The 15,568-nt window shown below is 39.7% G+C and carries 15 protein-coding genes; 9 read left to right on the forward strand and 6 right to left on the reverse strand.

What is annotated here, in order from left to right:
• The 3 genes from HT691_RS01775 to HT691_RS01785 all read right to left on the reverse strand — a co-directional run.
• Window positions 1-210, reverse strand: a 210-nt coding sequence (locus tag HT691_RS01775) for a hypothetical protein (protein ID WP_032495955.1), incomplete at its 3' end; no start/stop codon positions are given.
• Complete coding sequence (locus tag HT691_RS01780; protein WP_016399215.1) at window positions 210-1,673, reverse strand: class I SAM-dependent DNA methyltransferase; 1,464 nt, start codon at window positions 1,671-1,673, stop codon at window positions 210-212. The genes HT691_RS01780 and HT691_RS01775, both read right to left, overlap by 1 nt.
• Window positions 1,674-1,685: 12 nt before the next feature.
• Entirely contained in the window at window positions 1,686-4,019 is a 2,334-nt protein-coding gene (locus HT691_RS01785; protein WP_172923208.1) for a DEAD/DEAH box helicase family protein, read from the reverse strand.
• 607 nt (window positions 4,020-4,626) lie between these two features.
• On the opposite strand from HT691_RS01785, the gene HT691_RS01790 reads away from it, so the two are divergent.
• The 6 genes from HT691_RS01790 to dnaJ all read left to right on the forward strand — a co-directional run bounded on the left by HT691_RS01790 (window position 4,627) and on the right by dnaJ (window position 10,896).
• Window positions 4,627-5,139: a DUF2812 domain-containing protein gene (locus tag HT691_RS01790; protein WP_138707748.1), complete on the forward strand. Its 513-nt coding sequence runs from the start codon at window positions 4,627-4,629 to the stop codon at window positions 5,137-5,139.
• 160 nt (window positions 5,140-5,299) lie between these two features.
• Window positions 5,300-6,334: a heat-inducible transcriptional repressor HrcA gene (hrcA, locus tag HT691_RS01795; protein ID WP_000255739.1), complete on the forward strand. Its 1,035-nt coding sequence runs from the start codon at window positions 5,300-5,302 to the stop codon at window positions 6,332-6,334.
• Between the two features lie 26 nt (window positions 6,335-6,360).
• Window positions 6,361-6,885, forward strand: coding sequence for a nucleotide exchange factor GrpE (gene grpE, locus HT691_RS01800; protein ID WP_000046032.1), 525 nt, complete (start codon window positions 6,361-6,363; stop codon window positions 6,883-6,885).
• A 366-nt stretch (window positions 6,886-7,251) separates the two neighbouring features.
• Window positions 7,252-9,075, forward strand: a complete 1,824-nt coding sequence (gene dnaK / locus HT691_RS01805; RefSeq protein ID WP_172925233.1) for a molecular chaperone DnaK — start codon at window positions 7,252-7,254, stop codon at window positions 9,073-9,075.
• Window position 9,076: 1 nt separating this feature from the next.
• Window positions 9,077-9,478, forward strand: a complete 402-nt coding sequence (locus tag HT691_RS01810) for a hypothetical protein (protein ID WP_054393183.1) — start codon at window positions 9,077-9,079, stop codon at window positions 9,476-9,478.
• A gap of 278 nt (window positions 9,479-9,756) precedes the next feature.
• Window positions 9,757-10,896, forward strand: a complete 1,140-nt coding sequence (dnaJ, locus tag HT691_RS01815; protein WP_138701383.1) for a molecular chaperone DnaJ — start codon at window positions 9,757-9,759, stop codon at window positions 10,894-10,896.
• Between the two features lie 682 nt (window positions 10,897-11,578).
• On the opposite strand, the gene HT691_RS01820 is transcribed toward dnaJ, so the two are convergent.
• Together HT691_RS01820 and HT691_RS01825 are read right to left on the reverse strand one after the other, a co-directional pair.
• Window positions 11,579-11,866 carry a hypothetical protein gene (locus tag HT691_RS01820; RefSeq protein WP_000777754.1) on the reverse strand — a complete coding sequence of 96 codons (288 nt, stop codon included), beginning with the start codon at window positions 11,864-11,866 and terminating at the stop codon, window positions 11,579-11,581.
• A 9-nt stretch (window positions 11,867-11,875) separates the two neighbouring features.
• On the reverse strand, window positions 11,876-12,286 hold the full coding sequence (locus HT691_RS01825) for an HIT family protein (protein ID WP_001278317.1): 411 nt from the start codon (window positions 12,284-12,286) through the stop codon (window positions 11,876-11,878).
• Between the two features lie 67 nt (window positions 12,287-12,353).
• On the opposite strand from HT691_RS01825, the gene HT691_RS01830 reads away from it, so the two are divergent.
• Entirely contained in the window at window positions 12,354-13,085 is a 732-nt protein-coding gene (locus tag HT691_RS01830) for an ABC transporter ATP-binding protein (RefSeq protein WP_138704033.1), read from the forward strand.
• Window positions 13,082-14,131, forward strand: a complete 1,050-nt coding sequence (locus HT691_RS01835; RefSeq protein WP_172925234.1) for an ABC transporter permease — start codon at window positions 13,082-13,084, stop codon at window positions 14,129-14,131. Before HT691_RS01830 ends, HT691_RS01835 begins: the two co-directional genes overlap by 4 nt.
• 62 nt (window positions 14,132-14,193) lie before the next feature.
• Here the strand turns inward: HT691_RS01835 and HT691_RS01840 are convergent, their stop codons facing one another.
• Window positions 14,194-14,523: a helicase BlpT gene (locus HT691_RS01840; RefSeq protein ID WP_172925235.1), complete on the reverse strand. Its 330-nt coding sequence runs from the start codon at window positions 14,521-14,523 to the stop codon at window positions 14,194-14,196.
• Between the two features lie 295 nt (window positions 14,524-14,818).
• Here HT691_RS01840 and HT691_RS01845 point away from each other — a divergent pair, with 295 nt between their 5' ends.
• Window positions 14,819-15,556: a LytTR family DNA-binding domain-containing protein gene (locus HT691_RS01845; protein ID WP_172925236.1), complete on the forward strand. Its 738-nt coding sequence runs from the start codon at window positions 14,819-14,821 to the stop codon at window positions 15,554-15,556.
• The last annotated feature ends 12 nt before the right edge of the window (window positions 15,557-15,568 follow it).

Consider the following 15,568-nt stretch of genomic DNA (forward strand, 5'->3'; position numbering starts at 1 on the left):
AAACTTCCCATAATGTTTCCCATCATCACCACGAAATATCTCGGTTTCCTTTTTATCTCGTTTGATTTTTCCTTCACTGATAAGTTTTTCTTTTTCAGCTTTAATTCTCTTTAACAATTCACTTGCAGGTTCGTCATTGGGATTTTGCGGCACTAATTTCCCTTCCATCGCTCTTTGAAGGATACTTGCTTTAAGTTGTTCTGGTGTCATTATTTATCCTCCAACAACTGCAAAATATCAGCTAATACATTATCAATTTTATGATTTAAAGCCGCTCTTTCCGCTTGATAATTCTGAATCAACTCAAAGGGATTTAAGATTTCCTCTTCCTCTTTTGGAAAACCACACTGGTCTAAATTATAATTCAACTCAGCCAATTCACTAGGTGTAAATGATTTAGATTTGTAGAACTTACCTTCCAGAATCTCTTCACGATTTTCCCACCAGTCACGAACAGGATTGAAGTGTTCTGACTTCATCGGCTTAGTTTTAGAGAAATTTTTATAACCATCTGGCATATCTAAACGATAAAACCAAGTTTCTTCTGTTTTCTTTGTTTTATCAAAGAAAAGAATGTTCGTATGGATTCCTGTATACGGTGCAAAGACACTATGAGGCAACCTAATAATCGTATGCAAGTTGAACTCATCTACCAGTTTTTGTTTCAAGCGAGTTTTTACACCTTCACCAAATAGAAAACCATCAGGTAAAATAACTCCAACACGACCATTTTCTTTCAAACGATACATAATGACAGCCATAAATAAATCAGCCGTTTCAGAACTCCGTAATTCTGCTGGAAAGTTATTTTTTATTGTTTCTAATTCTGACCCTCCAAAAGGTGGATTCATCATAATAATGTCAAATTTTTCATCATCCGTATATTCACGAACATTTTTCTCCAAAGTATTTCCATGAACAATTTTAGGGTCATCAATTTCGTGAAGAAACAGATTTGTAACTGCTAAAAGATGAGGAAATGCTTTCTTTTCAATACCAAAAACAGCTGTATTATATTTTTTTGTATCTTCACTAGTTTTACGTTGACTACTTAAACGGTTCAGAGTCGAAGTCAAGAAGCCTCCTGTTCCGCAAGCAAGGTCTGCCATTGATTCTCCAAGTTTTGGGTCAAGAACTTCGGCAATAAAATCAGTCGCTGCACGTGGCGTATAAAATTCTCCTGAGTTCCCAGCATTTTGAATATCTTTAAGAATTTTTTCGTAAATATCATTAAACGAATGACGATCTTCAGGGCTGTTGAAATCAACTTCATCAATAACATTGATGACTTGGCGTAACAAGACGCCATTTTTCATATAGTTGTTCGCATCTTCAAAAGCTGATTTAACAATCGTTTTTCGAATAGGCATATTTGAAGTTATTTCAAGCTCTTTCAACTCTTTGAATAACTTGTTATTGACAAAATCAAGTAATTCATCGCCTGTCAATACCCGTTCCCCATTTTGAGCATGAGCCCAATTTCGCCATTTTAATTCCTCTGGGATAATTGACTCATACTCGTCTTCTTCTAATTCCCAAACCATTTCACGGCTATCATAAATTTTTAAGAATAATAACCAAGACATTTGCTCAATACGTTGAGCATCACCATTAACACCAGCATCGTTTCGAGTGATATCTTGAATTCTTTTTACAAATGATGTAATTGACATACTTTCCTTTCATTAAGCTACTGTAAATAGCTCTTTCTCCAATTCTTTAATTGCTTGTAAATATCGTTTTTTATCTCCAAAATAAGTATTGATGATTTTGAAGGTTCCACCATATATCTGAAATTCTGGAAGTTTTAATGTTTCAATGCTTTCGAGTTCTCCAATACCTTTATCCATGTATTTGTCCAGTAAAATTTCCAAAACAGCACGCGCTTCCTCACTATATTTATATAAATATCCGCTTTGTTTGAGTTTATTGATACGTTCCGTTTTGGTTAATTCTTTTTGACCATAGGCAAGTTTTAGGAGTAAATCAAAATCATCGATTTCTTGTTCTGATATTCCCTCCGACTCTCGAATAGCATCTAGATAAACTCCTTTTTTATAAAGTTCGTCTAAGATAAGCTTCTTTTTATCCGCCGTATGCCAAACTGTGATAAAATCGTTCAAAGTGGCGTAGCTACCTAAGATATTCTTCCGAGTGTAGTCGGTCAGGCTTTCGGTAATCAGTTTCCCGTTTTCATCCAATACTTGAACAGTAGAATTAAGAATGGTAACCTGCTTGTCTGTAACGATATATTTTTCTACTGGGTCACCACCTTCGTTTACAAAACCAGGTGTAGTACCATTGTTTGTTTTTGCGCCCGTTTCCAGAACCTTCACTGGTTCACCATCAAAATCAGGGTCAGCAAACAAATTGGTAACATTTCGAAAATCAATAATCGTAAAAAATTCTTTCCCCTTTTGAGGATAAAGACGTGTGCCACGACCAATAATTTGTTTAAATTCAGTCATGGATTGGATATTAGAGTCTAAAACAATCAAACGACATGTTTTAGCATTAACTCCTGTCGTTAATAATTTAGACGTTGTTACAATAGCGGGAAAATTAGAATTGACATCCATAAAGTTATCCAGTTGAGCTTTTCCTTCAGCGTTGTCACCAGTTACTTGCATGACATAACGATAGTCTTCTTGGACTAAGTCTAGATTCTCTTTTACAAGTGCAGCACGCATTCGCTCGGCATGGTCAATATCAACACAAAAAACAATTGTTTTATCAAATCGTGCATTGCTTTGCTTCATATAATCAGAAACAAACTTGGCAACTCTTTGCGTTCTATCATCAATGACAATGGTTTTGTCAAAATCTTTCCTGCCGTAGTACCTATCTTCTATTAATTGTCCGTTAGTATCAACTTTTCCAGTTTCTGGACGATAACCATCCACATCCACATCTAAATTAACCCTCATAACACGATATGGAGCCAAAAAACCATCCTCGATTCCCTGTTTTAAACTATAAGTATAGATTGGCTCACCAAAGTATTCCGTATTGGAAGCATTCTTGGTTTCTTTAGGAGTAGCGGTCATCCCAATCTGTGTCGCAGAACTGAAATAATTAATCACCTTACGCCAGTTACTGTCTTCCTTAGCTGAACCACGGTGCGCTTCATCAATTACGATTAAATCAAAGAAGTCTTTGTCAAATTTTTGATAATGTGTTTCAGTTCCATCTTCACCAGTTAGTTGCTGATAAAGCCCTAGATAAATTTCAAAAGAATTTAATTTTTCAGGAGCAGTCAAAAGTTTTGGTGTAATTTTCGTCATTACCTTTTCGAATGGCCTAAAGTCTTCAGCCATCGTTTGGTCTACTAAGATGTTTCTATCTGCTAAGAATAAAACTCGTTTAGCCAAACCAGCTTTTCGAAGGCGATGAATAATTTGAAAAGCCATGAACGTTTTCCCCGTTCCTGTTGCCATCACAAACATTACTCGTTTTTGTCCTCTGGCAACTGTTTCAATAGTACGGTTGATAGCTATTTGCTGATAATAGCGTGGCGTTTTCATTGAGAAGGCATCTATATAGTATGGAGTTGAGATAGCTTCTGTAATCTCGTACGTCAATCCTTTTTCCTTCGTCATACGAGAAAATAATTCTTCACGAGTAGGGAATTCGTCTAACTCCAGCTCACGTTCTTCTCTCGTGATACGGTCGTGTTCAATAAAGCCATCACCATTCGAAGAATAAACAAATGGAACATCTAAAATCTCTCCATATTCAATAGCTTGTTGTAATCCTGCTCGAACGCTGTGTTTATTATCCTTTGCCTCAACAATTGCAATTCGAGTTCCAAATTGGTAATACAGTGAATAGTCTGATTTTTTTCCTTCTTTACGACGAGCCTTATCTCCTCTAACTTCAATTCGACCATCAGTGAAGTATTCTTCGTAAGCGATATGCTCACCATTTTTCCATCCTTTGGCTACAATAGCAGGAGTGATGAAATTTGCTTTAATATCCTCCTCACTCATTTCTTTCTTAGACTTTATAAACTCAACCATATTGAACCCTCCGCATTCTAAAAATCTACTTCTCCATAAAATAAACTATCAGAACAAATTATACTTCTATTATATCACACTTATAAAAATACTCTGCTAAATTGTTGAAAATAAGTATGCAATATATTTTCGCATCGCGTCAGATTATCTCCGCATAACACCGCTATTTTTCGCTGTTTTCGGCAGGCGACTTATTATCATTCTATAAGCACTTTCAGTCGGGCTGGTGAGCTATTTTTCAAAAATAAATAATCACATTTAAACATTTTGAAAGTATAAAATATCTACATCAGCCGTTCAAAAACTGGCGTAAATTTTGCTATAATATTTTCGTTTAAATAAAGATTTTTTTATGCCAAAAGGATTTTAACAATGCGGATGCTTCCTATTTTGCTTCTCTTTTTAGCTCTACTACCGTTTTTCTCAAAGTTTGTCACTGGAGGTAGTTCTTTCAGTTGGGAAGTGTTTTTGATTTTCATAATAGATTGGGTTTTATTGATAGTTTTTGCGATTCAGATTTCTTATATTTTTTGGAGATTGAGTCAAAAGTGGAAAGAATTATCTAATAAATAACGCTAGGCATGTTGTCTAATTTTGGGGTAAGACAATGAATAGCAGAGTAGAATTTCGGATTTTCACCATTGTTGATTTGGACAAGAAAGAAGAATATTTACATGAGATGCATTTGAAAGGTTGGAGGTATAGAACTAGTCGTTTTGGTTTGTTCTATCTTGACCAATGTCAACCAGACGATGTCATCTACCGTATCTATGATTCTAGATTTCTTAAAAAATATAAGCATGAACTGCAAGATTTTAGAAATAGAGGTTGGGAATTGATAGGAGCAGGTTTTTGTTCGATTCTTCGTAAATCGGCTTCTGATATACTTTCAGAGGATCAAGTCTATATGAGTAATAATCTCAGGTGGGAAGTTATGCGATATAGACTTCGTTCATGTGCAGCTACTTTCTTAGGAGGTTTTGTTGTTTGTATGAGTTTGTTTCGAGAAGAACTGTCGCAATCTTTCTTTGTTATTTTTGCTCTATATGCCTTTATGATTTCTTATCTAATCTATGGTTATTTCAGACTAAAAAGGAAATATCGAGTAGATAAACAGTAAGGTTCTAGGTCTTTAGACTGATTTTTAGCACTCTTGGTAAAAGAGTGCTAATTTTTTGAATTTTTATCTTGACATTCTCTTCTAAGGGTGTATAATAGAATCATAAGTTAGCACTTGAATGTATCGAGTGCTAATTGGTCAGACAGAGAGGAGTGATGAGGTGGTTACAGAGCGTCAGCAGGATATTTTAAATCTGATTATTGACATCTTTACCAAAACGCACGAACCTGTCGGATCCAAAGCCTTGCAAGAGTCTATTAACTCTAGCAGTGCAACCATTCGTAATGACATGGCGGCTCTAGAAAAGCAAGGTTTGCTTGAAAAGGCTCATACTTCAAGCGGTCGGATGCCAAGTATTGCTGGTTTTCAGTACTATGTAAAACACTCACTGGATTTTGATCAACTGGCTGAAAATGAGGTATATGAGATTGTCAAAGCCTTTGATCAGGAATTCTTCAAACTGGAGGATATTCTGCAAGAAGCTGCTAATCTACTGACAGACCTGAGTGGCTGTACGGTAGTGGCACTGGATGTTGAGCCGAGCAGGCAACGTTTGACAGCCTTTGATATCGTTGTTTTGGGGCAACATACAGCCTTGGCAGTATTCACCCTAGACGAGTCGCGAACGGTTACCAGTCAGTTTCTGATTCCAAGGAACTTCTTGCAGGAAGATTTGCTGAAACTGAAGAGCATCATTCAGGAACGTTTCCTCGGTCACACCGTTTTAGATATTCACTACAAGATTCGGACGGAGATTCCGCAGATTATCCAGCGTTACTTTACAACAACGGACAATGTGATCGATCTCTTTGAACATATCTTTAAGGAAATGTTCAACGAAAACATTGTGGTGGCGGGCAAGGTTAATCTCTTGAATTTTGCCAATCTAGCAGTCTATCAGTTCTTTGATCAACCGCAAAAGGTGGCTCTGGAGATTCGTGAGGGGTTGCGTGAAGATCAGATGCAAAACGTCCGTGTTGCAGACAGTCAGGAGTCCTGTCTAGCAGACCTAGCGGTGATTAGTAGCAAGTTCCTCATTCCTTATCGGGGAGTTGGAATTCTAGCCATTATCGGTCCAGTCAATCTGGATTACCAACAGCTAATCAACCAAGTCAATGTGGTCAACCGTGTTTTGACCATGAAGTTGACAGATTTTTACCGCTACCTCAGCAGTAATCATTACGAAGTACATTAAGATTGAAATCATTAAAGGAGGCGAAAATGGCCCAAGATATAAAAAATGAAGAAGTAGAAGAAGTTCAAGAAGAGGAAGTTGTGGAAACAGCTGAAGAAACAACTCCTGAGAAGTCTGAGTTGGACTTGGCGAATGAACGTGCAGATGAGTTCGAAAACAAATACCTTCGCGCTCATGCGGAAATGCAAAATATCCAACGCCGTGCTAATGAAGAGCGTCAAAACATGCAACGTTATCGTAGCCAGGACTTAGCAAAAGCGATTCTCCCTTCTTTGGATAACCTTGAGCGTGCACTCGCGGTTGAAGGATTGACAGACGATGTCAAAAAAGGATTGGAGATGGTGCAAGAAAGCTTGATTCACGCTTTGAAAGAAGAAGGAATCAAAGAAATCGCAGCTGACGGTAAATTTGACCATAACTACCATATGGCCATCCAAACTCTCCCAGCAGACGATGAACACCCGGCAGATACCATCGCCCAAGTTTTCCAAAAAGGCTACAAACTCTATGATCGCATCCTACGCCCAGCCATGGTAGTTGTTTACAACTAGGCAATTCTGACGGTAGCTAAAGCAACTCGTCAGAAAACGGCAATCGCTATGGCGTTTGCCTAGCCTCCTTATTAACTCGTCGTCGAAATAAAATCGATTTCAACTTCTCGTGTCGCAATTTACATAATAGAAAACTTGTCCGAAACGACAATAAACTATGAAGAAAGATAAGAGGCAAGCCGGAGGCTTGCAAGGAAGATATTTCCCGCCGTGGTAAAAGTTTCAGTAGCTTTTGCTACTGAAACAGGGGATTTTTGAGACAATAGGCTCAAAAATAAGTGATGAAATCCCGAAGGGAGTTGCTCACGTCCCCACCACTTAAGGGAAATATAAAAAAAGAAAATTAACTAACAAGGAGAAAAACACATGTCTAAAATTATCGGTATTGACTTAGGTACAACAAACTCAGCAGTAGCAGTTCTTGAAGGAACTGAAAGTAAAATCATCGCAAACCCAGAAGGAAACCGCACAACTCCATCTGTAGTCTCATTCAAAAACGGAGAAATCATTGTTGGTGACGCTGCGAAACGTCAAGCAGTTACAAACCCAGATACAGTTATCTCTATCAAATCTAAAATGGGAACTTCTGAAAAAGTTTCTGCTAATGGAAAAGAATACACTCCACAAGAAATCTCAGCTATGATTCTTCAATACTTGAAAGGATACGCTGAAGACTATCTTGGTGAAAAAGTAACCAAAGCAGTTATCACAGTTCCTGCTTACTTCAACGACGCTCAACGTCAAGCAACAAAAGACGCTGGTAAAATTGCTGGTCTTGAAGTAGAACGTATTGTCAACGAACCAACTGCAGCAGCCCTTGCTTACGGTTTGGACAAGACTGATAAAGAAGAAAAAATCTTGGTATTTGACCTTGGTGGTGGTACATTCGACGTTTCTATCCTTGAATTGGGTGACGGTGTCTTCGACGTATTGTCAACTGCAGGGGACAACAAACTTGGTGGTGATGACTTTGACCAAAAAATCATTGACTACTTGGTAGCAGAATTCAAGAAAGAAAACGGTATTGACTTGTCTACTGACAAGATGGCAATGCAACGTTTGAAAGATGCAGCTGAAAAAGCGAAGAAAGACCTTTCTGGTGTAACTTCAACACAAATCAGCTTACCATTCATCACTGCAGGCGAGGCTGGACCTCTTCACTTGGAAATGACTTTGACTCGTGCGAAATTTGACGATTTGACTCGTGACCTTGTAGAACGTACAAAAGTTCCAGTTCGTCAAGCCCTTTCAGATGCAGGTTTGAGCTTGTCAGAAATCGACGAAGTGATCCTTGTTGGTGGTTCAACTCGTATCCCAGCCGTTGTAGAAGCTGTTAAAGCTGAAACTGGTAAAGAACCAAACAAATCAGTAAACCCTGATGAAGTAGTTGCCATGGGCGCTGCTATCCAAGGTGGTGTCATCACTGGTGATGTCAAAGACGTTGTCCTTCTTGATGTAACACCATTGTCACTTGGTATCGAAACAATGGGTGGTGTCTTCACAAAACTCATCGACCGTAACACAACAATTCCAACATCTAAATCACAAGTCTTCTCAACTGCGGCAGACAACCAACCAGCCGTTGATATCCACGTTCTTCAAGGTGAACGCCCAATGGCAGCAGATAACAAGACTCTTGGACGTTTCCAATTGACAGATATCCCAGCTGCACCTCGTGGAATTCCTCAAATCGAAGTAACATTTGACATCGACAAGAACGGTATCGTGTCTGTTAAGGCCAAAGACCTTGGAACTCAAAAAGAACAAACTATTGTGATTCAATCAAACTCAGGCTTGACTGACGAAGAAATTGACCGCATGATGAAAGATGCAGAAGCAAATGCTGAAGCAGATAAGAAACGTAAAGAAGAAGTTGACCTTCGTAATGAAGTAGACCAAGCTATCTTCGCAACTGAAAAGACAATCAAGGAAACTGAAGGCAAAGGCTTCGATGCAGAACGTGACGCTGCCCAAGCTGCCCTTGATGACCTTAAGAAAGCTCAAGAAGACAACAACTTGGACGACATGAAAGCAAAACTTGAAGTATTGAACGAAAAAGCTCAAGGACTTGCTGTTAAACTCTACGAACAAGCCGCAGCAGCTCAACAAGCTCAAGCAGGAGCAGAAGGCGCACAAGCAACAGGAAACGCAGGCGATGACGTCGTAGACGGAGAGTTTACGGAAAAATAAGATGAGTGTATTAACAGAAGAGTATCTAAAAAGTACACGAAAACTTTATAATGATTTTTGTGATAAAGCTGATAGTTATGAATCTGCAAAAGATTTTATAGATAATATTCCAGCAGTATATTTGGCTAGATATAGAGAAATTATATTAGCTGAACATGAGAATTGTGTCAAAAATGATGAAGCGGTAAGGAATTTTGTTACTTCAGTATTGTTGTCAGCGCTAGTATCAGCACTAGTATCAGCAACCATACAAAAACCAGAATTTATAATATCGTTTATAATGGGCATGATTTGGGTTGTCGGTGTATTCCTTCTAATCTATTGGAATTTTATAGCAAATACTAAGAAGAGACAAAAATATATAAATATTTCTGTACTTATAGGATATTTAAAATCAAAATAAAGTTAATTTACTTATTTGCAGAGGTTGCAACCCAGCCTCTGTTTTTCGATAAAAAGGGACGGAATATCATTTGTTTGGGTTTTGTCTCATCAATATGAAAGAAAGGAACAAATGTGTTCAGGGAATTGAACACGGGTTCCCAAATTTCTTACTTAATATAACAGAAAGGAATTGAACCCGACCTAAATTCTCGGAAAAAAGATAAATCTGTCTAGGAGCATCGCTCCAGCGTCAGATTTCCTATTTTTCAGTCGAATTTTACGGTCTTGGTATCTTGTATGAACAATACTGAATTTTATGATCGTCTGGGGGTGTCAAAAAACGCTTCGGCAGACGAGATCAAAAAGGCTTATCGTAAGCTTTCGAAAAAATATCACCCAGATATCAATAAGGAGCCTGGTGCTGAGGAAAAGTACAAGGAAGTTCAAGAAGCCTATGAGACTTTGAGTGACGACCAAAAACGGGCTGCCTATGACCAATATGGTGCTGCAGGCGCCAATGGTGGATTTGGAGGCTTCGGTGGTGGAGCTGGCGGTTTCAATGGGGCAGGTGGCTTCGGTGGTTTTGAGGACATTTTCTCAAGTTTCTTCGGCGGAGGCGGTGCTTCACGCAATCCAAATGCTCCTCGCCAAGGGGATGACCTCCAGTATCGTGTGAACTTGACCTTTGAAGAAGCTATTTTTGGAGCTGAAAAAGAAGTTAAATACAACCGTGAAGCAAGCTGTCGTACATGTAATGGCTCAGGTGCTAAGCCAGGAACCAGTCCAGTCACTTGTGGACGCTGTCATGGTGCTGGTGTCATTAACGTCGATACGCAGACTCCGCTTGGTATGATGCGTCGTCAAGTAACCTGTGATGTCTGTCATGGTCGCGGAAAAGAAATCAAAGATCCATGTACAACATGTCACGGAACAGGGCATGAAAAACAAGATCATAGCGTACATGTCAAAATTCCTGCTGGTGTGGAAACTGGTCAACAAATTCGCCTAGCTGGTCAAGGTGAAGCTGGATTTAACGGTGGACCTTATGGTGACTTGTACGTGGTTGTTTCTGTGGAAGCCAGCGATAAGTTTGAACGTGAAGGAACTACTATCTTCTACAATCTCAACCTCAACTTTGTCCAAGCAGCTCTTGGTGACACAGTAGATATTCCAACTGTTCACGGTGATGTTGAATTGGTTATCCCAGAGGGGACTCAGACTGGTAAGAAATTCCGCCTACGTGGCAAAGGAGCTCCGAGTCTTCGTGGTGGTGCAGTTGGTGACCAATATGTTACCGTTAATGTCGTAACACCAACAGGCTTGAACGATCGTCAAAAAGCAGCCTTGAAAGAATTTGCAGCTGCTGGTGATTTAAAAGTCAATCCAAAGAAAAAGGGCTTCTTTGACCATATTAAAGATGCCTTTGAAGGAGAATAATACTCTTCGAAAATCAAATTCAAACCACGTCAGCGTTGCCTTGCCGTACTCAAGTACAGCCTGCGGCTAGCTTCCTAGTTTGCTCTTTGATTTTCATTGAGTATAAACAAAAAGAGCCGAGTGGCTCTTTTTGTTTATAGATTTTTTAAGACTTTCCTTAAGTAATGACGGACGGTAGCGATCTTCTTCGAAGTTCCATACCTAAACTTTGAGCCTAGGTCTCAAAGTTTCCGGACGAGTCTGAGACAAAAAGATTTTGATTTCAGGAATTCTTTATTATAAATTTTAAAAATCGATAGATTAGATAAAAAAGCGAACAAGACAGAATTCTGAGTGTCAGATAACTCGTTTTGTTCGCTTTTTATATTGAAGATTAGACTTTTATCCCAGACTCGTTTTCAGTACGGCGGAAAATCTTCGATTTAGTTGTGAAATGGTGAATGATACTCTTTAAAAATCTCCTCAAACCACGTCAGCGTCGGCTTGTCTACAACCTCAAAACTGTGTTTTGAGCTGACTTTGTCAGTTCTATTCACAACCTCAAAACGGTGTTTTGAGCAGCCTGCGCCTAGCTTTCTAGTTTGCTCTTTGATTTTTATTGAGTATGAGTTACCTAAATTATGATGTATAGTTGATGGGATATAACTTGTTTACCTTTTAAAAAAGAGCCGTTGGGCTCTTTTTACTTATCTTCAATTTCCTGTGTTTCTTTGATGACAGCTAGTCTAGTCTGGATATCCTTTTCCAAAACCTTAAACTTGTAAGTCAGGTCTTCTTGGTATTCCTTGATAAGTTCTTTTTGCTGGTCAATGATTTGCAGGCTGTTTTGGATAATATCCACATCGTCCTTGATAGCTTGAACGCGGTCAGTGGTATTCAAGACTTCATCTGTGATGGTTTGGCGATTTTTTGTGACCAGATAACTTCCGGCTGCAGCTCCTGCAAATAGCAGTAGGTTGGATAATTTCATAGCAACTCCTTAAGCGTTTTTGATGGTTTCAGCGACTTGAGCAAGTTTGTCAAAGTCTGGTTCGTGGGCGATAAAATCAATCTTGAGGTCATCGTCAGCACTGTAGCGAGGCACAAGGTGAACGTGGGTGTGAAAGACTGTTTGCCCTGCGATTTCTTCACAGTTGGCAATGATATTCATACCAGCAGCCTTGGTAGCTTTCATGACTTTTTGAGCTACTTTTGGTACTTGGGCAAAGAGTTGGCTGGCGCTAGTAGCATCCATTTCCAAAAGATTGCGATAGTGTTCCTTTGGCACGACCAAGGTGTGTCCTGGTGTCACTTGAGAGATATCAAGAAAGGCAAGAACCTGCTCATCTTCGTATACTTTTGAAGCAGGAATTTCCCCTGCAATGATTTTACAAAAAATGCAATCTGACATAAAATCTACCTCTACTGTATTGAATTTTGATATAATATAGCTACATTATACCAGATTTGGAGAAAATATGTTAGAAATTAAAAACCTGACAGGTGGCTATGTCCATGTCCCTGTCTTGAAAGATGTGTCTTTTACTGTTGAAAGTGGGCAGTTGGTCGGTTTGATTGGTCTCAATGGTGCTGGGAAATCAACAACAATCAATGAGATTATTGGTCTGTTGACACCTTATAGCGGTTCCATCAATATCAATGGTCTGACCCTGCAAGGAGATGCGACTAGCTACCGCAAGCAAATTGGCTACATTCCTGAGACACCTAGCTTGTATGAGGAATTGACCCTCAGAGAGCATATCGAAACGGTTGCCATGGCTTATGGTATTGAGCAGAAAGTAGCTTTTGAGCGAGTAGAACCCTTGTTAAAGATGTTCCGTCTGGACCAGAAATTAGACTGGTTCCCTGTTCATTTTTCAAAAGGGATGAAGCAGAAGGTCATGATTATTTGTGCTTTTGTGGTGGATCCAAGTCTTTTCATCGTGGATGAGCCTTTCCTTGGTCTTGACCCGTTGGCTATTGCTGACTTGATTCAACTTTTAGAATTGGAAAAGCAAAAGGGCAAGTCAATTCTCATGAGTACCCACGTGCTGGATTCGGCGGAGAAGATGTGTGATGCCTTTGTCATTCTTCATAAGGGTGAGGTGCGTGCTAAGGGGAATCTGGCGCAACTGCGCGAGGCCTTTGATATGCCTGAGGCTAGTTTGAATGATATTTACTTGGCTCTGACCAAAGAGGAGGAGCTATGAAAGACTTGTTTTTAAAGAGAAAGCAGGCTTTTCGTAAGGAGTGTGTCGGCTATCTGCGCTATGTTCTTAATGACCACTTTGTCTTGTTCCTGCTTGTTCTGCTGGGCTTTCTAGCCTACCAGTACAGTCAACTTTTACAACATTTTCCTGAAAATCATTGGCCTATTCTTTTGTTTGTAGGTATTACCTCTATTTTGCTTTTGCTTTGGGGAGGAATTGCCACCTATATGGAGGCTCCAGACAAGCTCTTTCTCTTAGTTGGAGAAGAGGAAATCAAGCTCCATCTCAAGCATCAAACTGGCATTTCCCTATTCTTTTGGCTCTTTTTCCAGACTCTTTTCTTGCTGTTATTTGCACCCTTATTTTTGGCAATGGGTTATGGTTTGCCTGTTTTTCTGGTCTATGTGCTTTTATTGGGAGTAGGTAAATATTTCCTCTTTCGTCAAAAGGCTAGTAAATTTTTCACGGAAACTGGACTGGACTGGGACTATGTCATTTCCCAAGAAAGCAAGCGCAAGCAAGTCTTGCTTCGTTTCTTTGCCCTCTTTACGCAGGTCAAGGGAATTTCAAACAGCGTCAAGCGTCGTGCCTATCTGGACTTTATCCTAAAGGTTGTTCAGAAGGTGCCTGGAAAGATTTGGCAAAATCTCTATCTGCGTTCTTATCTGCGAAATGGAGACCTCTTTGTGCTCAGTCTCCGTCTGCTCTTGCTTTCTATACTGGCGCAGGTTTTTATCGAGCAAGCTTGGATTGCGACAGCAGTGGTAGTTCTCTTTAACTACCTCTTGCTCTTCCAGTTGTTGGCCCTCTATCATGCCTTTGACTACCAGTATTTGACCCAACTTTTTCCGCTGGACAAGGGGCAAAAGGAAAAGGGCTTGCAGGCAGTGGTCAGAGGATTGACCAGTTTGGTTTTAGTAGTGGAATTAGTTGTTGGGGTGATTACCTTCCAAGAAAAACTAGCCCTTCTAGCCTTGCTGGGAGCTGGTTTGGTTTTACTAGTCTTGTACCTACCTTATCAAGTAAAACGTCAGATGCAGGATTAACATTGCCTATATGACACTAAAAAAGAAGTTGAGTTCCGTTTGTCTCAGCTTCTTTTTAGTTGCTACAGGATAATGGTTGGTCCGTAGAGGCTCAACTTGGTCTTGACCTGGTCAAAGTGGAAGCGGTCATAGGCCCGCCAAGCGGCACGAGTAGGAGCATCTGGATCGAGAGTGCTGAGTCCCATGAGAAGACTGGAAGTCTGGTAAAATTTTTCCAATTCAATCAAGAATCGATTATCCACTGTCTCAGCCTTGGCTAGAAAACCAAGAATAGAGTTTAGTTGCTCCTGAAAGCGGACGTCGTCAGCGCTTGCCTGTTTGCATGCTTGATAGGCTTTGTTTAAGTCAGTAATCAAAGTCTGAGCTCTTTTGATGGGGTCTATATCTGTCATGAGAATTCCTCCTCTAATCTGGGTGCTAGTCTTGATTCTAGCAACTGTGTTTTGATACTGTCAGTCTATCACTTTTATCTCCTTTTTCGCCTTTAAATCTTTAATTGTCATTGAAATGTCTTGAATGGCAATGAGTAGATTTTATGATAAAATAGTGGTAAGATTATCATGCTTATTTGAGGAACAAGCTACCTTTCAGGAGCGTTGAAGGCCTGTTTAGGATTTGGTGGGCTTGTATCATAGTATTTTTGCTATTCTCTTTTTAGGAAGAAATTGAAACAAGGAGAGTAAGAAGATGAGAATATTTGTTTTAGAAGATGATTTTTCCCAACAGACTAGGATTGAAACGACCATTGAGAAACTCTTGCAAGAACATCATATCACTCCGAGTTCTTTTGAAGTCTTTGGTAAGCCAGATCAACTGCTGGCAGAGGTGCATGAGAAGGGGGCCCATCAGCTATTCTTTTTGGATATTGAGATTCGAAATGAGGAGATGAAGGGGCTGGAAGTGGCTAGAAAAATTCGGGATCGAGATCCTTATGCCCTGATTGTTTTTGTGACAACTCACTCGGAGTTTATGCCCCTGTCCTTTCGCTACCAAGTGTCTGCTTTGGACTACATTGACAAGGCCGTGTCGGCAGAGGAATTTGAATCTCGGATTGAGACAGCCCTCCTCTATGCCAATAGTCAAGATAGTAAAAGTCTGGCGGAAGATTGCTTTTATTTTAAATCAAAATTTGCTCAATTCCAGTATCCTTTTAAAGAGGTCTACTATCTCGAAACGTCGCCCAGAGCCCATCGTGTTATTCTCTATACCAAGACAGATAGGCTGGAATTTACAGCGAGTTTAGAGGAGGTTTTCAAGCAGGAACCCCGTCTCTTGCAGTGCCATCGCTCTTTTCTCATCAATCCAGCCAATGTGGTTCGTTTGGATAAGAAAGAAAAACTCCTTTTCTTTCCCAATGGAGGAAGCTGTATGATTGCGCGTTATAAGGTCAGAGAAGTGTCTGAGGCCATCAATAACTTACATTGAGTTAGGAGAGCT

Source organism: Streptococcus sp. 477 (assembly GCF_013277295.1).
Taxonomy (GTDB): domain Bacteria; phylum Bacillota; class Bacilli; order Lactobacillales; family Streptococcaceae; genus Streptococcus; species Streptococcus pseudopneumoniae.